The sequence below is a fragment of the Rhodopseudomonas telluris genome, assembly GCF_042432815.1.
In the GTDB taxonomy this organism is placed as follows: domain Bacteria; phylum Pseudomonadota; class Alphaproteobacteria; order Rhizobiales; family Xanthobacteraceae; genus Rhodopseudomonas; species Rhodopseudomonas telluris.
Map to the genome: position 1 here is coordinate 71,043 of NZ_JBHLWM010000006.1, position 25,105 is coordinate 96,147.

Genomic DNA, 25,105 nt, shown 5'->3' on the forward strand with positions numbered 1-25,105 from the left:
TCGAATGCCAATGGGCACCAGCGGATCTGGTTGCAAAGACTCAATCAAGAAGAACGGAGCGCCGCAACGCTCACGCCAATCCGGCCACGATCCCGTCGATCGCGTCGTACACCAGATCGAGATCCGCCTCCGTGCTGCAATAAGGCGGCATCAGATAGATCGTGTTGCCGAGCGGCCTAACCAGCAGGTTGCGCGCGCGGAAAGCCTCGTGCAGCGACGGCCCGATGTTCGCCATGTAGCCGGCATCACCGGCCACGACGTCGAGCGCCGCGATGGTACCGAGCTGGCGCACGTTCTCGAAGCGGCCATCGGTGCGGAAGCGATCCAGCTTGCGCGTCTGCAGCGCGGCCAGCGCGTCGATCCGCTGCATCACCGGCTCGTTGTCCCACACCTCCAGATTCGCCAGCGCCGCCGCGCAGGCGATCGGGTTTGCCGTGTAGGAGCTGGAGTGAAAGAAGGTGCGGGTGCGGTCCGGCGAATAATGCGCGTCGAAAATATCGCCTCGGCACAGCGTCACCGCGAGCGGCAGCGAGCCGCCGGTCAGGCCCTTGGAGTAGCAGGCGATGTCCGGCGCGATGCCGGCCTGCTCGCAGGCGAAGCGCGTGCCGGTGCGGCCCCAGCCGGTCATCACCTCGTCGGCGATGAACAGCACGTCGTGGCGTTCGCAGATCCGCTTCATCTCGGCGAGTACGGCGGGCGGATAGATCAGCATGCCGCCGGCGCCGAGAATCAGCGGCTCGACGATCAGCGCCGCGACGCCGCCCGCCGTGCAGGCGGCATCCAGCGCGTCGAACGTCACCTGCTCACGGCCTCGCTCCGGAAACGGAATGCGATCGACCGCGAACAGCAGCGGATCATACGGCGCGTTGAACACGCCGCGCTCGCCGACCGACATGCCGCCGATGGTGTCGCCGTGATACGCGCCCTGCAGCGCCAGGATGCGCGCACGATGCTCGCCGCGATGTCGCCAGAACCCCAGCGCCATCTTCAGCGCGACTTCGACCGAGGTCGAGCCGCTGTCGGAGAAGAACACGTACTCCAGCTCCGGCGGAGTGATCGCCACCAGCCGCCGTGCGAGCTGCTCGGCCGGCTCGTGGGTGAAGCCGGCGAAGATCACCTGGTCGAGCTTGTCGGCCTGCGCCTTGATGGCCTGCACGATGGGCGGATGGCGATGGCCGTGGGTGATCACCCACCAGGACGAGATCGCGTCGAAGATTCGCCGGCCGTCGGCGGCTTCCAGCCACGCGCCCTCGCCGCGCGCGATCGGAATCGCCTCGGGTTGCACCGCGTGCTGGGTGAACGGATGCCAGACGGGAGATTTGGACATCATCAAGGAGCCTTCAGGAAATCGTCAGCATTGAAGTTCGCCGCGAACGCCGCGCGGAGCGCCTGACTTGTGAGTTCGGGCAGATGCGGCAAGCGGCCGAGCCGCCGCGCGCCGCTGAAATCAACGATCACGCGTTCGGACTCCGCGTTCTCGTCGCCGATGAAGGCGATGCCGAGCAGCGGGATGCCGCGCGCGCGCAGCGCCTCGACCGACAGCAGCGTGTGGTTGATGGTGCCGAGCGTGGTGCGGGCGCACAGCACCACCGGCGCCTGCCAGCGCGCGAATACATCGATCGTCAGCAGCTTGCGAGTCAGCGGCACCAGCAGCCCGCCGGCGCCTTCGATCACCAGCGGCCGCGCGGTCTGTGGCAGCACGAGACGTTCCGGATCGATGGTGACGCCGTCAAGCTCGGCGGCAAGATGCGGCGAGGCCGGTGTATTCAGCCGATAGGCTTCCGGCAGCAACCGCGCGTCGGGCAGCCCCGACAATTGCAGCACGCTGTCGCGATCGGTGCCCTCGTCGAGCCCGGCCTGCACCGGCTTCCAATAGTCGGCATTGAGCGCGCCGGCGAGCGCAGCGGCGAACACGGTCTTGCCGACGCCGGTGTCGGTGCCGGTGACGATGATACGCGCGTTCATGCGGCCATCCGCATGTCTTCGGCCAGCGCCGCAAACAGATCGGCCACGATCGCCTCAGTGATATTCGCCGTCAGCGCGATCCGCAGCCGCGCGGTGCCTTCCGGCACGGTTGGCGGCCGAATCGCGCGAATGTCGAAGCCGCGCCGCTGCAGCGACGCCGCCACCGCGACCGCTGCCTGATCGGCGCCGATCACCACCGGCACGATGTGCGAACCGGACGACTGCAGCCCGCAGGTGCGACGCAGCTCGCGCGCGGCGAAAGCGACCAGCCGCGCCAGCCGCTCGCGACGTTCCGGATTGGTCCGCGACAATTCGATCGCCGCCCGGGTGATCGCCGCGGTGAGCGGTGATGGCGCAGTGGCGAAGATGAACGGCCGCGAGCGGTTGACGAGGAAATCGCGGATCACCCGCGGCGCCAGGATAAAACCACCGACCGTGCCGAGCGCCTTGCCGCAGGTGTGCAGCGTCACGACATTCTGCCGCCCCTCGAACCGCGCCGCGAGGCCGCGGCCTTGCGGGCCGAGCACGCCGGTGGCGTGCGCCTCGTCGATCACCAGCATCGCATCGTGCCGATCGGCGACCGCGAACAGCCCGTCGAGATCGGGGCTGTCGCCGTCCATGCTGTACAGGCTCTCGACCGACAGCCACGGCCGCCCCTTGCCGCCGGCCGTGCGCCAGCGGACGATCGCGCTCTCGAACGCGTCGATGTCGTTGTGCGCCACGCCGACGAACTCGGCGCGGCCACGCCGCAGCCCCTCGTGCACGCTGGCGTGGATCAGCTCGTCATGCACGACGAGATCGCCGCGCTGCGGCAGTGTCGAGAAGATCGCCTGATTGGCGACGAAGCCGCCGCCGAAATACAGCGCCGTCTCGGCGCCGAAATACGCCGCGGCTTCCGCTTCCAGCGCCTCGTGCTCGGGATGATTGCCGCGCAGCAGCCGCGAGCCGCCCGACCCGACCGGCACGCCCCGCGCCACCGCCTCGGCGGCGGCGCGATTCAGCTCCTCGGATTCGGCGAGCCCCAAATAGTCATTCGACGTGAAGTCGATCCCCGCCCGCTCCTTCAGCACCCGCAGCCGCCCCCGTGCAGCCAGCCCGCGCAGATCGGCCTCGAAAACCTCATGCATGATCGTGCTTCATCCTGATGCGCCCGTTTGCGCGGACCCTGCCCGCGCAGCGGCGAAAACACTTGCCCCAAGGCGCTGCGGCCGATGCCGGCGACCAAAGTCAGCGCCCTGCTTACCCCCGCGGCCCCCTGAGCAACACCCGGAGTTCCGCATGCCCGCCCGACCGGGCAGCAATGGGGCAAAGGCAAGACATGCCGACCGCCGGACACGGCCGCGTTAAGGCGCAAAGCCTTCAGATATTTAGGGAAATCTGGCTATTCGGAGGGAGATGGTGCCCAGGGGCGGGATCGAACCACCGACACTGCGATTTTCAGTCGCATGCTCTACCAACTGAGCTACCTGGGCATTCCGCCGAGCAATGCCGGGGGAGCGCCGGGTTATAGTCAGCCAAATCGGCGCTGTCCACCCGTCCGCAACACTCCGGTGACAGGAAAATCGGGGATTGTCCGGCCGGCCCGATCGAACCCCGAACAGCAGACCGACCGCTCAATCCTCGTCGTCGTCCGACGGTGCGGCCGGGATGGCATAGGCGCCCGACAGCCAGCGATTGAGGTCGACGTCGCGGCAGCGCTCGCTGCAGAACGGGCGCGATTCGTGCGTGGCCGGCTTGCCGCAGATCGGGCAGCTCTTGGCCTTGACCGGCTTGGTGGCGGTCTTGCCGGGCGTCTCAGGAGGCATTCAGCCAGCCCTGCCGGATCGGGTAGCCTTCGCCGCCGAGCAGCGTCACCGTCTCGTACAGCGGCAGGCCGACGATGTTGGTGTAGGAGCCGACGATCTTGACCACGAAGCTGCCGGCGATGCCCTGCACGGCATAGCCGCCGGCCTTGCCGCGCCATTCGCCGGAGGCGACGTAGCCGTCGATGTCCTCTTCGGACAGCCGCTTGAACCGCACCTTGGTCTCGATCAGCCGTTGCCGGAAACCACCCTTCGGCGTCACCAGGCAGATCGCCGAATAGACCCGGTGGTTGCGGCCGGACAAGAGGCGCAGGCACTGCGACGCCTCGTCGACCAGTTCGGCCTTGGGCAGGATGCGGCGGCCGACCGCCACCACGGTGTCGGCGGTCAGCACGAAGGCGCCGCGCAGATCGTCGTCGAGCTGCACCGACTTCAGCGCCGCCTCGGCCTTGGCGCGGGCGAGGCGCGTCGCACAGGCGCGCGGCAGCTCCCCCTTGGTCGGGGTCTCGTCGACATCGGCGGGCCGCAGCGCATTTGGCTCGATCCCGGCCTGGTTGAGCAGGGCGAGCCGGCGCGGCGACGCGGACGCGAGAACGAGTTTGGGACGGCCGAGCATGCGGAACTTCGATTCGACGGATGGCGGGAAAGGAGCCGGAACCTATCGGAAGGCGAAAGCCGGGACAACTGGCCGCCGCACAGATCCGCTGACCTGAAGCCTCAGCGCGACGGCCAGTTCCAAGACGGCAGATCGCCGTCACGCACCACCGTCTCGCTCAGTTCTTTTTCGAGCACGATCTCGCGGCAATCGGCCTCGCGGCTCAGCGCCGAGACCAAGCCCTCGGCGTGCGACACCACGACGATCTGCGAGCGCGCCGCTGCGGCGGCGATCAGCCGGGCGAGCGGGCGCAGCAGGTCGGGATGCAGGCTGGCCTCCGGTTCGTTGAGGATCATCAGCTCGGGCGGACGCGGCGACAGCAGCGCCGCCACCAGCAGCAGATAGCGCAGCGTACCGTCCGACAGCTCCGCGGCCTTCAGCGGCCGCAGCAGGCCGTGCTGCTGCATCGCCAATTCGAAATAGCCGTCGAGCTCGGAGACGATCAGCCGCGCGCGGGGAAAGGCGTCGTCGATGGTGGCATCCAGCGCGGCCGGATCGCCGATCTCCAGGATGGTCTGGATCGCAGCGGCCAGATCGGCGCCGTCGCCGCCCAGCACCGGGGTGTGGGTGCCGATCTGCGGCCGCCGCGCCGGCGCGTCGCGATCGGTGCGCAGCTGATCGTAGAACCGCCAGCTGCGCATCCGGTCGCGCAGCAACAGCAGCTCGAGCGCGTCGCGCGGATCGGCGCCATGGGTCATCATGCTGTCGGAGGCGGCGAGCTGGCGATAGACCTCGCGCCACTGCCCGCCCTCGTCACGCACCCGCACCAGCGGCCCGCGCCGCTCCGCGAACGCATTGGCGCGGCCGAGCAGCTCTGCGGTCCAGACGCTCTCGACCTTGATCTCCGGATCGCGGCCGAACAGCGAGGTGGCGTCCGGCAGCGGCAGGCCGAGATCGATCGCGTAGCCGTAATCGGTCCCGGCGAATCCGAGCTTGAGGCCGACGCGCGTACTCCGCGTCGTGCCCTGCACCGGCTGCGCCCCGCGCTTCATCGCCCGCGACACCGTCTCCGGCCCCGCCCACAGCGTCGACTGCAACCCGCCTTCCGCCGCCAGCGATTGCACCACCCGCCCCTGCGCGATCTCGGCCAGCAGACGCAGCGCCCGGTACAGACTCGACTTGCCCGCGCCATTCGCCCCGGTCACGACATTGAGCGGCCCAAGCGTGAGCCGGACGTCGCGCAGCGAACGATAGCCTGAGACGGCGAGGCGCGTGATCATGGGACGGCCCGGGCGGGGAACGAGGCGGATGGGATAGCAGATCGGCGCCGCGAGCCAAGAGCGGCACGGCTAGAAATGGCGCGCCGACGCACGGCACCGGTCTCGCCCCACGCTCTGCACCTACAACAAGTCGTCCCCGCGCAGGCGGGGATCCATAACCCCTGCACTCTCGAATCAAGCAAGGAAGCTGCCGCGTTACCTCTATCGAGATGCTGCGGAGTATGGATCCCCGCCTTCGCGGGGATGACGGGTCGATAGGCTATTCTTAGCCTCAAAACAGCGAGCCAGAGCTGATCTCGGATCCCTTGCCGCGCGGACTTGCGGCTCAGTGCCGGCGCACATTCAACTACTCGTTCGCCCCGCTGTGCCGGCCGAAGCGCTTGTAGATCCGTTGCATCAGCGTGTCGGCGACGTCGCTATAGGCGGCGATGCGTTGGTCGCGGGTGCCTTCGGTGCCGGTGGGATCGTAGGTCGGCCAGTATTCGACGTCGATCGCGTGGGTGCGGGTCAGTTCCAGCGCCTTGTGGTGCGCCTCGGGCGACAGCGTGATGATCAGGTCGAAGTTGAGCCCTTCGTAGTCGTCGAGCTCATCGAAGGTCGTCGGCTTGTGCTTGGAGATGTCGATCCCGCGCTCGGCCATCGCCGCCACCGCGAACGGATCGAGCTCCTGCGTCTTCACCCCGACCGAGCGGATGTACATCGTGCGCGGCGCGATGCTGCGCAGCAGGCCTTCGGCCATCGGCGAACGGACGCTGTTCATGCCGCAGGCGAACAGCACCGCTTGCGGCACGCGTCCCGCCATCCGGTCAGGCTCGCATCACGACGTCATTGCGAGGAGCAACGCGACGAAGCAATCCAGCGCAGTGCACGGAGCTGGATTGCTTCGCGCAGCCTGTCATCGGGCGGCGCTGCGCGCCGACCCGTTGGCTCGCAATGACGGAAGGGCACGGCCGGCACTTTCGCCTCACCCCTTCCAATGCAACACCGAAATGAGCGTGAACAGCCGGCGCGCGGTTTCGAAGTCGATCCGGACCTTGCCGGCGAGGCGTTCCTGCAGGGTCCGCGAGCCTTCGTCGTGGATGCCGCGCCGGCCCATATCGATGGCCTCGATCTTGTCCGGCGTCGCGGTACGGATCGCCTGGTAGTAGCTGTCGCAGATCATGAAGTAGTCCTTCACGATGCGGCGGAACGGCGACAGCGACAACAGATGGGTGATCACCGGGGTGCCGTCCTCGCGGCGGATGTCGAACATCAGCCGGTTGCCGGTGATGCCGATATGCAGCGTGAACGGGCCCTCGACGCCGTTCTCCGGCGCGAACAGGTTCTTCTCGACGAGATCATAGATCGCGATGGCGCGCTCGTGCTCGATATCCGGCCCGGACCGCCCGATCGATTCCTCGTCGAGCGTCACCGCGACGATGCGATTGTTGGAATCGTCTGGTTCGGAAGTACTCATCGCCGGTTCAGACGCAGTCCCACCGAGCGCGCATGCGCATCCAGCCCCTCGGCGTTGCCGAGCGTCATCGCCGCCGGGCCCAGCGCCGCGAGCTGCTCGGGCCCGCATTTCAGGATCGAGGTGCGCTTCATGAAGTCGAGCACGCCGAGCCCGGACGAGAACCGCGCCGAACGCGCGGTCGGCAAGACGTGGTTGGAGCCGCCGACATAGTCGCCGATCGCTTCCGGCGTATGTGCGCCGAGAAAGATCGCGCCGGCATTGCGGATCTTGGCCGCAAAGGCCTCCGGATCGGCGGTGATGATTTCGAGATGCTCGGCGGCGATCGCGTCCGCCAGCGGCGCCGCTTCGTCGAGCTTGCCGACCTTGATGATCGCGCCGAACTCGCCCCACGAGGCGCGCGCGATCTTTTCGCGCGGCAGCGTGGTGAGCTGCGCCTCGACGGCGCGCTCGACCTGCGCGGCAAGATCCGCATCATCGGTGATCAGGATCGACTGCGCATTGGCGTCGTGCTCGGCCTGCGCCAACAGATCGGCGGCGATCCAGTCCGGATTGCCGGTCTGGTCGGCCACCACCACGACTTCGGACGGGCCGGCGATCATGTCGATGCCGACGCGGCCGAACACCAGCCGCTTGGCGGCCGCCACATAGGCGTTGCCGGGGCCGACGATCTTGGACACCGGCGCGATCGTCGCGGTGCCGTAGGCCAACGCGGCCACCGCCTGAGCGCCGCCCACACGATAGATCTCGGTGACGCCGCCGAGCGACGCCGCCGCCAGCACCAGCGGGTTGAGCTTGCCGTCCGGCGACGGCACCACCATGACCACGCGCTCGACGCCCGCCACCTTGGCGGGGATCGCATTCATCAACACCGAGGACGGATAGGCCGCGGTGCCGCCCGGCACATAGAGGCCAACCGCCTCGACGGCGCTCCAGCGCCAGCCGAGCTCGACGCCGAGCGCGTCGGTGAAGCGGTCGTCCTTCGGCAGTTGCCGGCGGTGAAAGAATTCGATGCGGTCGCGCGCGAATTTCAGCGCGTCGATCGTGGCCGGGTCGCAGGCCTTCACGGCCGCCTCGACCTCGGCCGCGGTAACGCGCAGGCCGTCGGCCGTCAGGCTCAAGCGGTCGAACTTCGCGGTCGCTTCGAGCAGCGCCGCATCGCCGCGCGCCGCCACATCCTCGACGATCGCGCGCGTCGCCGCCTCGATGTCGGCCGCCACCTCGCGCTTCATGGCGAGGAAGGCCTTGAACTGCGAGGCAAAATCGGTGCTGGCGCTGTCGAGACGAATTGGCATTTGAGAGCTTCCGGAGGCACGTCGGCCCAAGCGGCCATGATGCTCAATGGCGCGGCGACTTACCGCCGTCAACCCTTATGCCGGAAGGCTTTCGCTTCGGTTGCCGGATCGGGCAAAGCCGCAGCAAACATTCGCTCAGCCGAGGCCGCCCAGATCCTCGGGGGCATCACGATCGGCATCGCCGGTGCCGAGATGGTCGGGGCCGAGATCGGTCAGCGCGCATTCGAGACATTCGACGTCGAGGCGCAGCATGCCGCCGCGTGAAAACATCAGCACCACGCTGCCGCCAGGCGGCTCGGGCGCCGGATAGAATTCGATGCCGATCAGCTCCAGCGCGGTCTCGGGCGTCTCGACATCGATCTTGCGCGACTTGCAGGCGAGCACGCGGTCGAACCGCAGCGCGGCGATCAGCCGGCCCGGCACCGGTTCGCCCGACAGCGTCTGCTCCCAGTCAAGCCGGTGCAGTCCTACCACCAACCGCTTTTCCGCCTGACGCCAGACGATGTCGCCGGTTTCGACGCGCGCGTCCTGGACATGGGCGGAGATCACCGCGAGGTCGTCGGGGTCGAGCGCGATCAGTTTCAACTCACCCACAGCAGCCCCCGCAGCGGCGCTCACCCGCTGATACGTTCGATCGTGGCGCCGCAGGCCGACAGCTTCTCTTCGAGCCGCTCGAAGCCGCGATCGAGATGATAGATGCGGTTGACCATGGTCTCGCCTTCGGCGGCGAGCGCCGCGATCACCAGCGACACCGAGGCGCGCAGATCGGTCGCCATCACCGGCGCGCCGCGCAGTTGGGAGACGCCGTCGATCGTCGCGGTCTCGCCGTCGAGCGAGATCTTGGCGCCGAACCGTGCCAGCTCCTGCACGTGCATGAAGCGGTTCTCGAAGATCGTCTCGGTAATGTGCGAGGCGCCCTTGGCGCGCGTCATCAGCGCCATCAGCTGCGCCTGCAGGTCGGTCGGGAAACCCGGGAACGGCGCGGTCGTCACCGTCACCGGGCTGATGCCCGCGCCGTTGCGCGACACCTTGATGCCGTCGTTGTTCGGCGTGATGGTCGCGCCGGCTTGTGCCAGCACGTCGAGCGCCGCCTGCAGCAATTCGGGGCGAGCGCCCGAGAGCTGGACTTCGCCGCCGGTCATCGCCACCGCCATCGCATAGGTGCCGGTCTCGATCCGGTCCGGCAGCACCGTGTGGCGCGCGCCGTGCAGCTTGGCGACGCCTTCGATCAGGATGCGCGGCGTGCCGGCGCCGGTGATCTTCGCGCCCATCTTGTTGAGGCAATCGGCGACGTCGGCAATCTCCGGCTCGCAGGCCGCGTTGGAGATGATCGTGCTGCCCTTGGCCAGCGTCGCCGCCATCAGCGCCACATGCGTGCCGCTGACCGTGACCTTGGGGAATTCGATGGTGGCGCCCTTCAGCCCGCCGGGCGCTTTGGCGATCACGTAGCCGCCGTCGATCGAGATCTCGGCGCCGAGCTTTTCAAGCGCCATGATCAAGAGGTCGACCGGCCGGGTGCCGATGGCGCAGCCGCCCGGCAGCGACACCTTGGCCTCGTGCATCCGGGCCAGCAGCGGCGCCACCACCCAGAAGCTGGCGCGCATCTTCGACACCAGCTCGTAGGGCGCGGTGGTATCGATGATGTTCTTGGCGGAGATGTGCAGGGTCTGGCCCTGATATTCGTGGTCGCCCGGCCGCTTGCCAGCCGCCATGATGTCCACGCCGTGATTGCCGAGGATCCGCTGAAGCAGCGCGACGTCGGCGAGCCGCGGAACATTGTCGAGGATCAGCGTCTCGTCGGTCAGCAGCGCGGCGATCATCAGCGGCAGGGCGGCGTTCTTGGCGCCCGAAATCGGGATGGTGCCGTGCAGCTTGTTGCCGCCGATAATCCGAATGCGATCCATGCCGATTCCCGCTTTTGAGCCGTGTTCATATACGGCAGAACCGCCGTCCGTGGCAAAAGCGTGGAATTTGAGGCTATTTCATGGGCCCGGGTTCGGGATCCGGACGAATAGCCGCCCGGCCCGGGCGAATCGGCGGCGCTTCCCGCGCCACCGCGCCGATCGGCGCATTTACCAGCGCGGATCGCCGTAGGTGCGATAATCGCGATGGCGCGGCTCGCGAAAGCCGACGCGCGGGTTGAGGTTGCAGTCGGCAAGACGCCCCGATGCGGCGGCGCGGCACTGCCGATAGGACGCGTAGCTGCAGTCGCCCGGATAGCCATAGCCCGGAGACGTCAGACAATACGCATAATCGCGCGCTTGCGCCGCGGTGCCGCCGAGCAGACTCGCACCCGCGATCGCCGACACCGCCGCAACGGCCGCCAAGACCCGGCGCGACATCAGATTGTTCAAAGCTCGTCTCATGAGTGTCTCCGTCTGAATTGGCGAAACAATCCGGTCCAGCCGCCGTGGTTCCTCGTCGCGGGCCCTCCGCTCTTCCTACGCGGTTCGTGTTCCAATGCAAACTGCGACCGTCTTACACGCGCGATCTGCTGTTCCGTCGGAACGGCGCGCAGTGGCCGTGGTTTTCCAGGCAGTGCAACCGCACGATGCAACACGACCCGACGCAAACGCATCAATCGATATAACCAAAGAGGTTTCCCCATGAGCTCCCGAATGACCAAGATCGCTGGCGCCGCTGCTGCGGCATTGCTCGCCACCACGCTCGCGGCTGCTGCGCAGGGCCAGACCGACACCCGCGGCAACGCGATGGGCTCGGAGCGCGTCGGCAACGGCGCCCCGATGCAGAACGGCACGATGGCCCCCGGCACCACCACCGGCGCGGCCGGCAGCATGAACGGCGCCAACCATCCGACGCCGTCGTCCACCCAGGGCGATGTCGGCCCGGGCGGCAACAACAATGGCACGCGCACCCCGCCGGCGCGCTAACGTCCGAGATCACAGATACGGAAAGGCCCCGGCTCAGCCGGGGCCTTTTTCATTGCGATTGTCCACGAGGTCAGGCCCGCGCATAGGTCGGGACGGGATGGTAGCGGCGCAGCGCGAGAATGATCATCACCACGAAGAACACCAGCGTGGCCCCCTGCGCGGCGAGGAATGGCGGCTCGTTCTGATTCGGCGCGAGATCGCGCAGCACGGTGACTTTCTGAAACGCCTGCACGACCAGCACGAAGACGTTGAGGTACAGCGACAGCAGCGCGGTGATCACATAGGCCGGTCGCCACGGCCCGGCGAGCCGGCCGACATACAGCGCCACCACCGCGACCGCGAGCAGCACCAGCGAGATGATGCCGACGATGTGCGACGGCAGCAGCTGAAAGAATGGAAACAGGAAGCCGGTCGCGCTGGTCAGGATCGTCGTCGCGAGGAACAGAGCGGTCCATCCCGGCAACGGCTTGGAAATCAACAGCCCGACCATCGCGATCAGACCGGCGGCGATTCCGATCAGGCTGATCACCACATGAATCAACGTGAAGGTCTGCAAATCCATTCCGAGGACCATCGCGGGCTCCTGCAATTGATTATCAATATCGCATGATAGTCATCATGCAGAACAAGCCGTCGCTTGTCACGCCGGAATGATCAACACCGCGTGCCCAGCGCCTAGCCGCGAGCCGCAGCGTGCTCCCTCTCCCGCTTGCGGGAGAGGGCCGGGGTGAGGGCGACGCGGGCACAGCGCCTGCGTTTTTGCAGGCGACGCGTACTCAGTGCCTGGGGACCCCCACCCCTGACCCCTCCCCGCAAGGGGGAGGGGAGACAGCGCCCAATGCTAGGGGCTGCTGCTCTCTGGGACTATGTTACTTCTGCCGACCGCCTGTGAGACACGTCACTTAGTTCAGCGGGTCCGCCAAGTACCCGTGCAGGGCGGCGACCACCTGGGCGCCCTCGCCGATCGCGCCGCCGACGCGCTTCACCGAGCCCGAGCGCACGTCGCCGACCGCGAACACGCCCGGCACCGACGTTTGCAGCGCTGCCGTCGGACGCTGATTGGTGGCCTGCCCCGTCTGGGCGCCCGTGATGACGAAGCCGCCGCGATCGACAGTCACGCCGCAACCGTCGAGCCAGCCGGTCGCCGGGTCGGCGCCGACGAACAGGAACAGGTTGCGCACCTCCATCGGCCAGGTTTCGCCCGACAGCCGGCTGCGCAGCGTGACGCGTTCGAGGCCGCTGTCCGGCGCGCCGTTCACTTCCACCACCTCGGTGTTGAACACCAGCTCGATGTTCGGCGTCGATTCGATCCGCTCGATCAGATAGCGCGACATGCTGGCGGCGAGACCACCGCCACGGATCACCATGTGGACGCGCGCGGCGTGCGTGGAGAGAAACACCGCCGCCTGCCCGGCGCTGTTGCCGCCGCCGACCAGGATCACCTCCTGCGCCTTGCACAGCCGCGCCTCGATCGGCGACGCCCAGTAGTACACGCCGCGGCCGTCGAACGCCGCCAGATTGACGATCTCCGGCCGGCGATAGCGCGCGCCGCTGGCGACCACGATCGCGCGGGCGCGCAGCGCCTCGCCGTCGTCGATCTCGAGCGCGAAGGTGCCGTCGTCGCGGCTGCAATCCAGCGCCTTGACCTCGATCGGGATCATCACGTCGGCGCCGAACTTCTGCGCCTGATTGAAGGCGCGCGCCGTCAATGCATGACCGGAGATGCCGGTCGGAAAGCCCAGATAGTTCTCGATCCGCGCGCTGGCGCCGGCCTGGCCGCCGAATGCGCGCTGATCGCACACCGCCACGGAGAGCCCTTCGGACGCCGCATACACTGCGGTCGCCAGCCCGGCCGGGCCGGCGCCGACGATCGCCACGTCATAGACCTTGTCGCGCGCGATTTCGCCGATCATCCCGACCGCGCGGGCAAGCTCGGACTCGCGCGGATTGCGCAGCACGGTGCCGTCGGGCGTCACCACCAGCGGCAGATCGGCCGGCGACGGCGAGTAGCGGGCGACGAGATCGCCGGCGTCGCGGTCCACCGCCGGATCGAGCAGATGATGCGGCAGGCCGTTGCGGGTGAGGAAGCCCATCAGCCGCACGACGTCGGACGACATGGCCGAGCCGATCAGCACCGGACCGCCGACGCCGCCCTGCAGCAGGTTGACCCGGCGCAGGATCAGCGCCCGCATGATCCGCTCGCCCAGATCGGCTTCCGCGACCATCAGGGCGCGCAGCCGCTCCGGCGACACCAGCAGGCATTCGACCTCGCCCTCGGCGGAGCCGTCCACCAGCGAGACGCGGCCGGACAATTGGCTGATCTCGCCGAGGAACTGGCCGGGTCCCTGCTCGGCGACCGGGGTGACCCGGCCGAGACCGTCGCGCTGGGTGACGGCCACGTGTCCGGACAGCACCACGAACATGCCCGGCCCTTGCTTGCCGGTCTCGAACATCAGCTCGTGGTCGACGTAGCGCCGGATCTCGCCGAACCGGCGGATGCGGGCGATCTCGGCGGGTGTCAGCACCGGAAAGGTCTGGTCGTAGCGATCGTTGCGCTTGCCGGCCGCGGCGGCGTCGGCGCGCCCCGTGTCATCGATGCTCATCGGCGTTCCCCTTCGACGTTCGGTGCGCTCCCCTCCACAAGGACATCGGCGGCACCGGACGGGCTGTCTTGAACGTTTCTGCTGTGGTCGCCGTCTGGCGGCGCGGACTGACCGGCACGGCCCCGCGCCTGCAATTTGCGCCGTTTCAGATTGTCGCGCAGTGCGTCGCGCAGCCGCGCCTGCCGGCCGGTCGGATCCTTTGCGGTACGCGGCGGCGTATCGGTCATGGCCGGGCCCACCCGCATGCGGCGATGGTCGCGGTTGTCATTGCTTCGGGCTTGGTCTGCATTGAGGATCCAGATAGGAGAGACGCATGTCGGGCGACACTTGTGCGCTGGCGGCCGCATCGCAACACACCGTCGCCACCTGGCATCGGGCGCTGCCAGCCGCCGACGCGGTGGCGCTGACGGGACTGCTGACCGACGGCGTTACGTTCCATTCGCCGGTCGTACAATCTCCGATCCAGGGCCGCGAGGCTACCCTGCTGGTGATGCTCACGGTCGCCGAAGTGCTGGAGAACATTCGCTATCGCCGCACCTTCGTCGCCGGGCCTTACGAGGCCGCGCTCGAATTCAGCGCCGAGATCGGCAAGCTGCAGGTGAAGGGCGTCGACCTGATGCGCCTCGACACCGAGGGCAAGATTCTGGAGTTCGAGGTGATGATGCGGCCGCTGCGGACGCTGTCGGCCGTGGCCGACGCCGTCGGCAGCCGGGTCGCCCCCAAGATGCTGCAGCTCAAGCTGAAGCCGGGCTAAAGTCGAACAGCCGCGCCGCCCCGCCGTTGCGGCGGCCGTTCGCGCGGCACCCCCTTGGGATCATAGGCCAATTGCCACGCCGGCGGCCCGGCGGCCCCGGCAGGTTTTCCTCACCCGATGCGCGCGCCGCGCTTGCACTCCCGGATGCCCTGTGGCAAGGATCGCCCCGCCGCACCGGGCCCTAGGGGCTGATTCCCGGATCGGTTTATGCTGCCGTAGCTCAGTGGTAGAGCACTCCCTTGGTAAGGGAGAGGTCGTGAGTTCGATCCTCCCCGGCAGCACCATTCAAACCTTGAAATTGTTGATGTTATTGAACGCGCCAGCCGCGCCACGAGCGATACCGGGACGGCTGGACATATCATGAACACGCCGAAGCCGGCTTTGGCGACTAAGATACCCCTTCCCTGCTCTGCGCTTTTATTCCACCACCGATGACCATGCGATTCACCTTCATTCATGCCGCCGATCTGCACATCGACAGTCCCTTGGCGGGGCTGCGGGCGAAGAACGAGGATGTGGCGCGGCGGTTCGCCGAAGCTGGGCGGAAGGCCGTGCAGGCGCTGGTCGACGAGACGATCGCCAGCAATGCGGCGTTCCTGATCATCGCCGGCGACATTTTCGACGGCGACTGGAGGGACGTCACCACCGGGCTGTTCTTCGTCGGCGCGATCGGCGCGCTGCATCGCGCCGGGATTCCGGTGTTCATCGTCAAGGGCAATCACGACGCCGACAACCTGATGTCGCGCGGCCTGCCCTATCCGGACAGCGTCACGGTGTTTCCCACCAAGGCCGCGACGGTCGAGCTCGAACGCTTTCGCGTGGCGCTGCACGGCCGCAGCTTTGCGGATCGGGTCAACGCGGATTTCGTCGCGAGCTATCCGGCGCGCCGCGAAGGCTGGCTGAACATCGGCGTGCTGCACACCTCGCTCGACGGCACGCGCGGCCACGAGGGCTATGCGCCCTGCAGCGTCGATGATTTGCGGCGGTTCGGCTACGATTACTGGGCGCTGGGCCACGTCCATGCCGCAGAGATCGTCCACCGCGATCCGTGGATCGTGTTTCCGGGCAATCTGCAGGGCCGCAGCGTCCGCGAGACCGGCGCCAAGGGCGCAGTGCGGGTCACGGTCGAGGACGGCCGTGTGGTCGATGTCACGCCGCTCGCGCTCGACGGCGCGCGCTGGGCGCATCTGACGATCGACGTCGCAGCCACCGCCGAGGAATCGCAGGTGTCCGCGCTGGTGAGCGAGCGCCTCGCCGAACTCCATGCGCAGAGCGAAGGCCGCGCTCTCGCGGTCCGCGTGACGCTGACCGGTGCGACGCCGCTGCACAACCGGCTGCTGGTCCGCCGCGACGCGCTGCAGGACGATCTGCGCGCCGGCGCGCTGCATCTCGCCGCCGATTGCTGGATCGAACAGCTCAAGATCAAGACGACGTCGCCGGCGCAGGCGCCGACCGCGCAGCCGGACGGAGACGATATCGATGTCGCGGCGCTGCTGGCCGAAGGCGCGCAGGATCCCGGCCTTGCCGCGGCCCTCGCCGAGCTGACCGAGACGATCAGGTCGAAGCTGCCGCGCGATCTGCAGGACGAGTTCGACGCGTCCGACGTGCTCGGCAGCCTGTCCGACGATGCCCGCGCCCTGCTGGCCGGAGAGCTGTCGTGAGAATCGAGCAGCTCGCGCTCGAGCGCTACGGCATCTTCACCGACCGCATCGTGCCGTTCGCCCCGCAGGCGGCGCTGCACATCGTGCTCGGCGCCAACGAGGCCGGCAAGACCTCGGCGCTGACGGCGATCGGCGATCTGTTGTTCGGATTCGGCGGGCGAACCGATTACGACTTCAAGCACGACAGCAAGCTGCTGCGCCTCGGCGGCAGCTTCCGCCATTCCGACGGCCGCCTGATCACCGCGCGACGCCGCAAGGGCAACAAGAACACGCTGCTCGATGCGGACGATCAGCCGCTGCCCGACGATCACCTCGCGGCGCTGCTGGGCGACGTCTCGCGCGCCACCTTCAATCGCGAATTCGGCATGACCGCGCAGGCGCTGCGGACGGGCGGCGACGAATTGCTCGGCACCGGCGGGCGTCTGGCCGAAACGCTGGCGGCGAGCTCGGCCGGCATGGCGGAGCTGTCGCGCATTCAAGATCGCCTGCAGCAGCAGGCCGACGAGCTGTTCACGTCGCGCAAATCCGCCAGCAAGCCGTTCTACGTGGCGGCCGAGCGCCGCGACGCCGCCGACAAGGAGCTGCGCGACGCCATCGTCACTCGCGATATGCTGCGGCAGTTGCAGGGCGCGGTGGAGCAAGCCGCCGCCGAGCTGGAGAAGCTGAAGTCCGAGCACGCCACCTGCGGCAGCACGCTGGCGCGCTGGCAGCGAACGCTGCGGGTGCGCTCGCAGCTGGCGCGGCTGGACCATATCGAGGCCGAACTATCGGAGTTTAAGGATCTGCCGCTCGTCGCCGAGCCGACGCTGGCCGAGTGGCGCGCCTCGCTCGACAGCAAGACCGCTCTCGAAGCCGAGATCGCGACGCTCGACGCCGCAGCGGCCGCGGACGCAGCCGAGATCGCCACGATCCATGTCGACGAGGCCCTGCTGGCGGAGGCCAGCACGGTCGTGGCGCTGCGCGAACGGCTCGGCGCCGTGCGCAAGGCCGCGTCCGACCTGCCCCGGCGTCGCCATGACCGCGCCAGCGCGGAGGCACAGCTGGACGATTGCGCGCGCAAGCTCGGGCTCGCCTCGCATGTCGAGCTCCTCGCCGCGCTGCCGACGGAGCCGGCGCTCGCCGACGCGCGCGACCGCATGGAAAAAATGCGACGGACCACGCAGGAGCTGGCCGATATCGAAGCCCGCTACGAGCGCGCGCGGCGCGAACGCGAGGCCCAGGCGGCGACCGGCGACGATCCGCATCTCGTCGATCTCGAGCCGCTGCGCCAGCGCTTCGAGGCGCTCGGCGACATTCAGGCGCAGGAAGAGCGGCTGCGCCGCGACCGCGCCGCGCTGGCAGTGGAGCTCGAGGCGATCGGCAATGCCGTCGCCGCGCTCGACCCGGCGCCGGGCGCGCCCGACCGGATACGCGCCCTTCCGGTGCCCGACCGCGCCACCATCGGCAAATTCGCCAGCGCCTTCGAGCTCAGCGAAACCGAGCTCAAGCGACTCGATGCCGAGATCGCCAAGCTCGACGATGCGATCGCCGCCTCTGAGACCGAGCTGGCGCGGCTGTCGAGCGCCGGCGTGGTGCCGACCAAGGCCGATCTGACCGCCGCGCGGCTGACACGCGACGACAGCCTCGGCGCGCTGTACGACGGGCTCGATGGTGATCGCGACGAACGCCGTCAGCGGTTCGATGCCGTCGCCGAAGCCTCGCGGGCGATCGACGGCATCACCGACTCGCTGCTGACCGACACCGAGCGCGCCACCCGGCATGAGGACGCGCTGCGGCGTATCGCCGAAACGCGCAGCGAACGCGAGCGCGTCGCGGCAAAGCGGGCCGATCTCCGGCAGGGCCTGGCGGATATCAGCCAAGGATGGACCAAGGTCTGGGCGGCCTCCGGCCTGCAGCCGTCCGGCGCGGCGGAGATGCTGCGCTGGCGCGAGCGGTTCGACGAGATCATCGGCAAACTGACGAAGTTCGACCTGCAGCGGGCCGCTATCGACGCGCAGGCGATGGCGCTGAGCGACGGCAAGACGGCGATCCTCGGCTTCCTCGACGGCGTCGGCCGTCAGGCCGATGCCAATGCCCCGGCTGGCGTGCTGTATCGCGAAGCCAAGGGCCGCTACGATCAGTTGGTCGCGGCATGGAGCGACGCGAAGGCGCGCCAGGTTGCGAAAGAGCGGCTGGAGCGCGATCTCGCCGAGGCGGAGGCCGCGCGCACGGCCTGCGAGCGGCGCCTGTCCGAGCTCCGGGAGCATTGGCCGCAGACGATGCGCGCCATCGGACTCGCCGCCGAGGCTTCGCCGGCGCAGGCCGAAGCGGCGCTGTCGGTGTGGAGCGCGGTCGGCGTGCCGCGCGCCAACCTCGAACGCGAAGGCCGCAGCGTCGACACCATTACGACTGATCTGCAGGACTTCGACCGCGACGTCGCGGACCTGCTGGCGCGGGTCGCGCCGGACCTGAGCAACCTCGCGGCGCAGGACGCCGTGCAGCGCCTGGCCGAGCGGCTCGACGCCGCCCGCAGCGCCCGCGAGGCGTGCCATCGTCTGCACGAGAATGCGGCCAAGCGCGCGGTCAGTCGCGGCGCTTTGGTGAGCCGCCTCAGCGCGAGCCTCGACACGCTCCAGCACGCCGGCAAGACGCTGGGCGCCGACATCGTCGCGGTGCCCAAACTGCTGGCGCGGCTCGCGACCCGTCTGCGCTTGCAGACCGAGCAGGCGGAGCTGCGCCGACATCTGTTCGAGATCGGCGACGGGCACGACGAGACCGCGCTGCGTCAGGAGCGCGAGGGCATCGATCTCGACCGGCTGCAGGCCGACATCGCCAGCGCCACCGAACAACAGACCCGGCTGCTCAAGGACATCGCCGATGCCTCGGCGGCTCATTACCAGCGGCAGCGCGAACTGGAAGCGCTGATCAAGGGCCGCGATGCCGCGGGCGCCGCGAGCCGGCGCCGCGAGGCCGGTGCCGAGCTGTTATCGATCGCCGAAGACTGGCTGCTCCGCTCGGCAGCGGCGCTGCTGGCCCGCCGCGTCGTCGAACTGCATCGCGCCAAGGTGCAGGATCCGATGGTGGCGCGCGCCGGCGAGCTGTTCGCGCTGGCGACGGCGGAAGCCTTCGCCGGGCTCGGCATCGATTACGGCGACGAAGACGAGCCGAGACTGGTGGCACGCCGGGCCTCGGGCGAACGCGTGCCGCTGTCCGGCCTCAGCGAAGGCACGCGCGATCAGCTGTTTCTGGCGCTGCGCCTCGCGCTGCTCGAACGCCGCGCCTCCGAGCCGCTGCCGTTCATCGGCGACGATCTGCTCGCCAGTTTCGATGAGCGGCGGACGCTGGCGACGCTCCGGCTGCTGGCCGCGGCCGGCCGGCAGCGTCAGATGATCCTGTTCACGCATCACCGCCACGTCGCCGATCTCGCCCTGTCCCTGACGGATCATCAGGTCGATGTGATCGACTTGTAGACCCGGGCCGCGCGGAACGCCCGCGCGCCCCAGCGTTCGCACTTGCGATGATATGACGATCATCATACATTCCGGCGCAGGCGGCCGCCCTTGGCCGCCGCGGTGCCTGTGGGCTCGGCGATGATGCGCCCAGGTCGCCGCTGCGAACACGATCGAGGAGATCCTCATGAGCGCACGCGAGATCGTTCTCTGCCATCCCGTCCGAACCGCGATCGGCACCTATAACGGTTCGCTGAAGGGGACGCCGGCGACCGAGCTCGGCAGCGTCGTCATTCGCGAGACGCTGCGGCGCGCCGGGCTTTCGGCCGACGCGGTCGGCTCGGTGGTGATGGGCAACGTGATCCAGGCCGGCAACCGGATGAACCCGGCGCGGCAAGCCTCGATCGGCGGCGACCTGCCGGTGTCGGTGCCGGCCTACACGGTCAATCGCGTCTGCGGCTCGGGCGCGCAGGCGATCCTGACCGCGGCGCAGGAAATCGCCGATGGTGAGATCGACATCGCGGTGGCGGGCGGCATGGAGAACATGGACCGCGCGCCGTATCTCCTAGAGGGCGGCCGCTGGGGTTATCGGATGGGTCCGGCCGAAGTGCTCGACAGCATGCTGACCGACGGCCTCAACGACGCATTTTCCGGCAAGCACTCCGGCTGGCACACCGAAGACCTCGTCACCAGGCTGCAGATCACGCGCGCCGCGCAGGACGACTTCGCCGCGCGCTCGCAGCAGCGGTTCGCGGCGGCCCAGACGGCTGGCCGTTTCGAGGGCGAGATCGTCCCGGTCACCGTCAAGGGCCGCAAGGGCCCGGAGAGCTTTGCGGCCGACGAGGCGCCGCGGCCGGACACCACCGTCGAGGTGCTCGCCAAACTCAAGCCCGCCTTCCGGCCGGACGGCACCATCACGGCCGGCAATGCGCCCGGCCTGAACAGCGCCGCCGCGGCGATGATCGTGGCGGGGCGCGCCTTCGCGGACGCTGCCGGCATCGAACCGATCGCGCGACTGGCCGGCTACGGCGTCGCGGCGGTGGAGCCCGGCCTGTTCGGCCTCGGCCCCGTTCCCGCCGTGCGCAAGGCGCTCAAGCGCGCCGGCTGGACATTATCGGACGTCGAGCGGATCGAGATCAACGAGGCCTTCGCGGCCGTTCCGCTCGCCGTCGCCAAGGAGCTCGGACTGCCGGCCGACATCATCAATGTCGAGGGCGGCGCCATCGCGCATGGCCACCCGATCGGCGCGACCGGCGCGATCCTGACCACGCGGCTGCTGCACGCGATGAAGCGCGACGGCTTGCGCAAAGGCATGGTGACGCTGTGCATCGGCGGCGGCCAGGGCATCGCACTGGCGCTGGAGATGATCTGAGCGTGCATGCGCCGGGGATGAGTCCGGCGGCTGCCGTCAGGCCGTCGTGCGGCGCCGATACTCGCCGGGCGAAACGCCGACCTGTCGGCGGAACGCGCGCGTGAAGGTCGCCTGCGACGAGAACCGGCACAGATAGGCGATGTCCGCCAGGCTCGACTGCGAGCCCTTGAGCAGACTCAAGGCATGGTCGAGCCGCCGCGCGCTGATGTAGCGATGCGGCGGCACGCCGGTGGCTTCGCGAAACGCCCGCGCGAAGTGATGCTTGCTCAGGCAGGCGACGTCGGACAGCTTCGCCAGCGTCAGGTCCTGATCGATATTGGCGTGAATGTAGTCGAGCACGCGCCGCAGCCGGGCATCGTCGAGCCGGAGCGCCGTCCGGTCTTGATCGAGCCGCACCTTCGCGTCGCTCGAGTAGCTCGTCACCAGATGCGCCACCAGTGCCTGCGACAGGCACTCGATCAGCAGCTTGCCGCCGCTGGTCTCCTCGCTGAGTTCGCGATGGATGCGCAAACAGAGCTGACGCACCAGTTCGTCCTCGACATCCGCCAGATAGGCGACGTTGGCGGGCGACGGAGTCGTCGAACTGATCTCGGCAAGCCCGTCGAACTGCGATCGGGCCAGGAAGACGTGCAGCACGTTGCTCAGCGGCTGGGTGATCCTGATCGAATCCTCGCGGACGCCGATCGGACAGAACCACAACGTGCCGCTGCGCACCGCCGTATTCTGGAATTGGCCGCCGGAGCAGCGCTCGACCCGGCCGGCGGGCGAGGTCGTCATCGCGAATGTGACTTCCATCTCGTCGGGCGAAGGCGCAGGCACGTCGCAGGCGGGATGGTTGCGCAGCTGCGCGGATACTCCGCTCCAGTCCCGACCGGCGGAGGTGAGGAGCAACTCAGCGGTGGGAAATTTTCGATCTCCGAACACCTGGACTTGCGCCATTTCGTTACTCCGCCGCGTTGCGGGCCGCCTCGACGACCTCGCGACAATCTAGCCGACACGGTTCCCGGATCAAGAACGTCAATCTCGGCAAAAACAATGCCGCTCCATGCAAATACAAGGACCGACCTCCGATGTCAGGCTGCGCGCTGTGATCAGCAGCCTCGAGACGCGCGATTGGCCACCGATCAGCAGCACCCACACGATAAAGTGACGGAGCGTCCGCGGACGGCCATGCGCTCCACGGCCGATCTGTCGATGGGCGCCGAAGCGCTGCGCTGGATCGGCTGGTGCGAGGACCTGCTCGCCGCGAACCTCTCGCCCGCACAGCGCAGCGGCTCCGCGACGCCCGTGCGCCTTCTCCCGGCGGGGCATCGTGACAACGCAAGCGGCCTTCCGTTTCCGCTACTGACCGGTGAGAGGCTTCCGGCGATCCGCCAAAGGATCGCTTCGGCGCTCGGGACGAGTGGCATCTACCGAGCTCAGCTCGAACTGATCGACGCGCTGCGCACGGGGCAGTTCGAGATCGGCAGCGCCGTCGTCTGCGATCGCGAGCTCTCGCCCGCAACGCTGTTCTGGCTGCATCACTACGCCGGCATCACCGCGGTGTTCTTCAACCAGGACGATCGCGCCGCCGACCATCTCCACGAGTCCCGCCGGATCGACAAGACAGCCGATCTCGGCGCATTCGCCCCCACCCATATCGACCGCGCCGACAACTGCTTCTTTCTGGCGCTGGCACATTCGCGGCCGACAGCGCGCGGAATGACGCCGCAGCACGGCACCAATCATCTGATCGCGGCGCGCGATCGTTTCGAAATATCGGCGCGACTCGATCCGGCGCTGTTCCAGAGCAAGCACCTGCTGCTGGAAGCCGAAGCGGCGCGGCTGATCGGCGACGCAACCGGCGCGCAGGCCCTGTACGAGCGCGCGGCCGACGCCGCGGCCAAAGCCGGCCTCACGCACGAACGCGCGCTCGCCCAGGAGTTCGCCGGCTCGTCCTATCTGGAGGCAGGTCTGCCGACGCCCGCGCAGGGATGTTTCCAGGCCGCCATCGCCTGCTATCAGACATGGGGCGCGGATGGAAAAGCCGCCCAGCTTGCGCGGCGGTCGCGCCGTTCGGGCTGCGGCGACACCGTGGCGGATGGCCCGTCGCAGCCGCCCAATCCCGATCTCGCCCCGCTGATCGCGCTCGGCAGTTTCGCGGCCTCGATCGTGCACGAGATCAATCAGCCGCTCGCCGGCATCATCACCCATGCGGATGTCGGCCTGCGCTGGCTCGACAGGCCGCAGCCGGAGATCGCCGAGGCGCGCGACGGACTACGCAATATCGGCGACGCCGCCCGGCGCGCGGCCGAGATCATCACGTCGCTGCGCGCGCTGGTGCAGCAGCGGCGGGCGACGCTGCTGCCGGTCTGTCCGATCGATCTCGTGCGCGACGCGCTGCGCTTTGCGGCCGAGGATCTCGACGCCCATGGCGTTCAGCTCGTGACTGAATTCTCCGGCCAGCGCTGCCCGATCCTGGCGGATCGCATTCAGCTCCGGCAGGTCGTCCTTAATCTGATTACCAATGCGATCCACGCGATGGCGACGACCGCGCCGGAGGACCGCCGCCTGGTGATCCGGACCACGACGTCCGACGACGGCTTCGTGCATCTGGCGATCGAAGACAGCGGCTGCGGCATGTCGGAAGAGGTCCGCGCCCGGGTGTTCGAGCCGTTCTTCACCACCCGCTCGTCCGGCATGGGCGTCGGCCTCGCGCTGTGCCGGTCGATCGTCCGGCTGCACGGCGGCTCGATCGACATCCGCACAGCGATCGGCCAGGGCACCACCTTCGAGCTGCGCCTGCCGCTGGCGATCGGCCCCGACCCGAGCGTCGGTTAGTCCGCTCCGCAGCTGCCCTCCGCCCCACGCCATGCCCGGCCTGTTGGCGGCATCCACGTCGTGCCGCGCGACCGCGGCAACGACGTGGATGACCGGGCGCGCGCCGACGAAATCTCCGCACGACGACCCGATCGATGGACGCGACTGATCTGCTGGTGCAGGTCGGACCGGGCATTCAAGCCGTTCGACCGGCCGTAGGCACTCAGTCGTTGCCAGAGCCGCGTGAATGGATTATATTCCTTTCATGCGCTCCTTGTTCGATCCTCCGATCTTTCGCCTGCGCGTGCCGCCCGCCGAGCCGGTGGACGGCGAGGCGCCGATCGTCGGCAAGCGGCCGCGGGGCTCGCGCCGGCCGCACACCGATGCCAAGACGCTCGAGGTGCGCCGGCTGATCGAGCAGACGAGGCTGACCTATGGGGAGATCGCCAAGAAGACCGGCGTCGGCCGCGCCAGCATCTGCCGCTGGACGCGCGACGGCGGCTGGAAACGCCCGTTGTTCGCGCCGCGCGCCACCGACACCGTGCCGAGCATCCGCGCCAGCCAGAGGCTGAAACTACGCAAGCTCGCCGAACGGCTGCACATGCTCGCCGAGCGCGCCATCCGCGAACTCGAAGCCGATCCGCAGGTCGATATCGACAAGCTCATGCAGGCGCTGCAGGTGCTGAAGATGGCACGGCTCGAAGCGATGGGCCGCAGACGCCGGCGCCGCGCTCCCGATGGCACGGCGTATCCAGGCTCGTGGTGGATCTCCCGCGACGAAGCCATCCGCTCCGCGCTCAAAGAGATCCACCGCGGCGGCGTCGACGTCGACAAGGTCCCCGACGAGGCTATGCAGCTGTTCGAAGATGCCCACGCGCCACCCGACGATCACCCGGCGCTGCACCCGCCGAAAGCGAGACGCGGCAGACGGCGCCGGTGATGGTGATGGTGATGCCGATGATAACGACGACGTAGAAGACGACAGACAATTGCGGCGCGGCGCTACTTCCCCCCCTCCCCCTTGCGGGGAGGGGTCGGGGGTGGGGGTCCCCAGGCACTGGGTCTGCGTGGCCTTCACACAGGCACGGCGCCCGCGTCGCCCTCACCCCAGCCCTCTCCCGTAAACGGGAGAGGGAGCGCGCTGTGCTCTGCCGGTCTACAACCATTCAAAGCGTAAGGAGCTGGCGGCGCGTCCTCACGCGTCTCC

23 protein-coding genes and 2 tRNA genes are annotated in these 25,105 nt (G+C 68.5%); 8 read left to right on the forward strand and 17 right to left on the reverse strand.

What is annotated here, in order from left to right; all coding sequences use genetic code 11:
- Positions 1–70 precede the first annotated feature (70 nt).
- From ACFFJ6_RS16935 to ACFFJ6_RS16995, 13 genes are all read right to left on the reverse strand, one after another.
- Positions 71–1,330: an adenosylmethionine--8-amino-7-oxononanoate transaminase gene (locus tag ACFFJ6_RS16935; RefSeq protein WP_378389887.1), complete on the reverse strand. Its 1,260-nt coding sequence runs from the start codon at positions 1,328–1,330 to the stop codon at positions 71–73.
- Complete coding sequence (gene bioD, locus ACFFJ6_RS16940; RefSeq protein ID WP_378389889.1) at positions 1,330–1,965, reverse strand: dethiobiotin synthase; 636 nt, start codon at positions 1,963–1,965, stop codon at positions 1,330–1,332. The genes ACFFJ6_RS16935 and bioD overlap by 1 nt, the downstream gene beginning before the upstream one ends.
- Positions 1,962–3,092 carry an 8-amino-7-oxononanoate synthase gene (locus ACFFJ6_RS16945; RefSeq protein WP_378389892.1) on the reverse strand — a complete coding sequence of 377 codons (1,131 nt, stop codon included), beginning with the start codon at positions 3,090–3,092 and terminating at the stop codon, positions 1,962–1,964. The genes bioD and ACFFJ6_RS16945 overlap by 4 nt, the downstream gene beginning before the upstream one ends.
- A 269-nt stretch (positions 3,093–3,361) precedes the next feature.
- Positions 3,362–3,437, reverse strand: a tRNA-Phe gene (locus tag ACFFJ6_RS16950).
- 141 nt (positions 3,438–3,578) lie between these two features.
- Positions 3,579–3,770 (reverse strand): DNA gyrase inhibitor YacG, encoded by a 192-nt coding sequence (gene yacG, locus ACFFJ6_RS16955; protein ID WP_378389894.1) that lies wholly within the window; start codon positions 3,768–3,770, stop codon positions 3,579–3,581.
- Positions 3,760–4,383, reverse strand: coding sequence for a Maf-like protein (locus tag ACFFJ6_RS16960; RefSeq protein ID WP_378389896.1), 624 nt, complete (start codon positions 4,381–4,383; stop codon positions 3,760–3,762). The genes yacG and ACFFJ6_RS16960 overlap by 11 nt, the downstream gene beginning before the upstream one ends.
- Positions 4,384–4,484: 101 nt before the next feature.
- Entirely contained in the window at positions 4,485–5,642 is a 1,158-nt protein-coding gene (locus tag ACFFJ6_RS16965; RefSeq protein ID WP_378389898.1) for an AAA family ATPase, read from the reverse strand.
- Positions 5,643–5,988: 346 nt separating this feature from the next.
- Positions 5,989–6,444 carry an arsenate-mycothiol transferase ArsC gene (locus ACFFJ6_RS16970; RefSeq protein WP_378389901.1) on the reverse strand — a complete coding sequence of 152 codons (456 nt, stop codon included), beginning with the start codon at positions 6,442–6,444 and terminating at the stop codon, positions 5,989–5,991.
- A gap of 162 nt (positions 6,445–6,606) precedes the next feature.
- Positions 6,607–7,098, reverse strand: a complete 492-nt coding sequence (locus tag ACFFJ6_RS16975; RefSeq protein ID WP_378389903.1) for a UPF0262 family protein — start codon at positions 7,096–7,098, stop codon at positions 6,607–6,609.
- Positions 7,095–8,390, reverse strand: coding sequence for a histidinol dehydrogenase (gene hisD / locus ACFFJ6_RS16980; protein ID WP_378389906.1), 1,296 nt, complete (start codon positions 8,388–8,390; stop codon positions 7,095–7,097). The genes ACFFJ6_RS16975 and hisD overlap by 4 nt, the downstream gene beginning before the upstream one ends.
- Before the next feature lie 135 nt (positions 8,391–8,525).
- Positions 8,526–8,984, reverse strand: coding sequence for a DUF2948 family protein (locus tag ACFFJ6_RS16985; protein ID WP_378389908.1), 459 nt, complete (start codon positions 8,982–8,984; stop codon positions 8,526–8,528).
- A 20-nt stretch (positions 8,985–9,004) separates the two neighbouring features.
- On the reverse strand, positions 9,005–10,294 hold the full coding sequence (murA, locus tag ACFFJ6_RS16990; RefSeq protein ID WP_378389910.1) for a UDP-N-acetylglucosamine 1-carboxyvinyltransferase: 1,290 nt from the start codon (positions 10,292–10,294) through the stop codon (positions 9,005–9,007).
- A gap of 168 nt (positions 10,295–10,462) precedes the next feature.
- Positions 10,463–10,756: a DUF3551 domain-containing protein gene (locus ACFFJ6_RS16995; protein ID WP_378389912.1), complete on the reverse strand. Its 294-nt coding sequence runs from the start codon at positions 10,754–10,756 to the stop codon at positions 10,463–10,465.
- Between the two features lie 240 nt (positions 10,757–10,996).
- On the opposite strand from ACFFJ6_RS16995, the gene ACFFJ6_RS17000 reads away from it, so the two are divergent.
- Positions 10,997–11,281, forward strand: a complete 285-nt coding sequence (locus ACFFJ6_RS17000; RefSeq protein ID WP_378389914.1) for a hypothetical protein — start codon at positions 10,997–10,999, stop codon at positions 11,279–11,281.
- A gap of 70 nt (positions 11,282–11,351) precedes the next feature.
- Here ACFFJ6_RS17000 and ACFFJ6_RS17005 read toward each other — a convergent pair whose 3' ends face one another.
- The 3 genes from ACFFJ6_RS17005 to ACFFJ6_RS17015 form a co-directional block, all read right to left on the reverse strand.
- Positions 11,352–11,855: a hypothetical protein gene (locus ACFFJ6_RS17005; RefSeq protein WP_378389917.1), complete on the reverse strand. Its 504-nt coding sequence runs from the start codon at positions 11,853–11,855 to the stop codon at positions 11,352–11,354.
- A 328-nt stretch (positions 11,856–12,183) separates the two neighbouring features.
- On the reverse strand, positions 12,184–13,884 hold the full coding sequence (locus ACFFJ6_RS17010) for an FAD-dependent oxidoreductase (protein WP_378389919.1): 1,701 nt from the start codon (positions 13,882–13,884) through the stop codon (positions 12,184–12,186).
- Positions 13,881–14,111 (reverse strand): hypothetical protein, encoded by a 231-nt coding sequence (locus tag ACFFJ6_RS17015; protein WP_378389921.1) that lies wholly within the window; start codon positions 14,109–14,111, stop codon positions 13,881–13,883. Before ACFFJ6_RS17015 ends, ACFFJ6_RS17010 begins: the two co-directional genes overlap by 4 nt.
- A gap of 86 nt (positions 14,112–14,197) precedes the next feature.
- On the opposite strand from ACFFJ6_RS17015, the gene ACFFJ6_RS17020 reads away from it, so the two are divergent.
- From ACFFJ6_RS17020 to ACFFJ6_RS17040, 5 genes are all read left to right on the forward strand, one after another.
- Entirely contained in the window at positions 14,198–14,638 is a 441-nt protein-coding gene (locus ACFFJ6_RS17020; RefSeq protein WP_378389923.1) for a nuclear transport factor 2 family protein, read from the forward strand.
- Positions 14,639–14,847: 209 nt separating this feature from the next.
- Positions 14,848–14,922 (forward strand) — tRNA-Thr (locus ACFFJ6_RS17025).
- Between the two features lie 153 nt (positions 14,923–15,075).
- Positions 15,076–16,299 carry a metallophosphoesterase family protein gene (locus ACFFJ6_RS17030; protein ID WP_378390020.1) on the forward strand — a complete coding sequence of 408 codons (1,224 nt, stop codon included), beginning with the start codon at positions 15,076–15,078 and terminating at the stop codon, positions 16,297–16,299.
- Complete coding sequence (locus ACFFJ6_RS17035) at positions 16,296–19,748, forward strand: ATP-binding protein (RefSeq protein ID WP_378389925.1); 3,453 nt, start codon at positions 16,296–16,298, stop codon at positions 19,746–19,748. The genes ACFFJ6_RS17030 and ACFFJ6_RS17035 overlap by 4 nt, the downstream gene beginning before the upstream one ends.
- Positions 19,749–19,914: 166 nt before the next feature.
- Positions 19,915–21,099, forward strand: a complete 1,185-nt coding sequence (locus tag ACFFJ6_RS17040) for a thiolase family protein (protein ID WP_378389928.1) — start codon at positions 19,915–19,917, stop codon at positions 21,097–21,099.
- 36 nt (positions 21,100–21,135) lie between these two features.
- Here the strand turns inward: ACFFJ6_RS17040 and ACFFJ6_RS17045 are convergent, their stop codons facing one another.
- Entirely contained in the window at positions 21,136–22,038 is a 903-nt protein-coding gene (locus ACFFJ6_RS17045; RefSeq protein ID WP_378389930.1) for a helix-turn-helix domain-containing protein, read from the reverse strand.
- A gap of 231 nt (positions 22,039–22,269) precedes the next feature.
- Between ACFFJ6_RS17045 and ACFFJ6_RS17050 the strand changes: the two genes are divergently transcribed.
- Both ACFFJ6_RS17050 and ACFFJ6_RS17055 read left to right on the forward strand, forming a co-directional pair.
- On the forward strand, positions 22,270–23,919 hold the full coding sequence (locus tag ACFFJ6_RS17050) for an ATP-binding protein (protein ID WP_378389932.1): 1,650 nt from the start codon (positions 22,270–22,272) through the stop codon (positions 23,917–23,919).
- A gap of 226 nt (positions 23,920–24,145) precedes the next feature.
- On the forward strand, positions 24,146–24,838 hold the full coding sequence (locus ACFFJ6_RS17055) for a hypothetical protein (protein ID WP_378389935.1): 693 nt from the start codon (positions 24,146–24,148) through the stop codon (positions 24,836–24,838).
- Positions 24,839–25,105 lie beyond the last annotated feature (267 nt).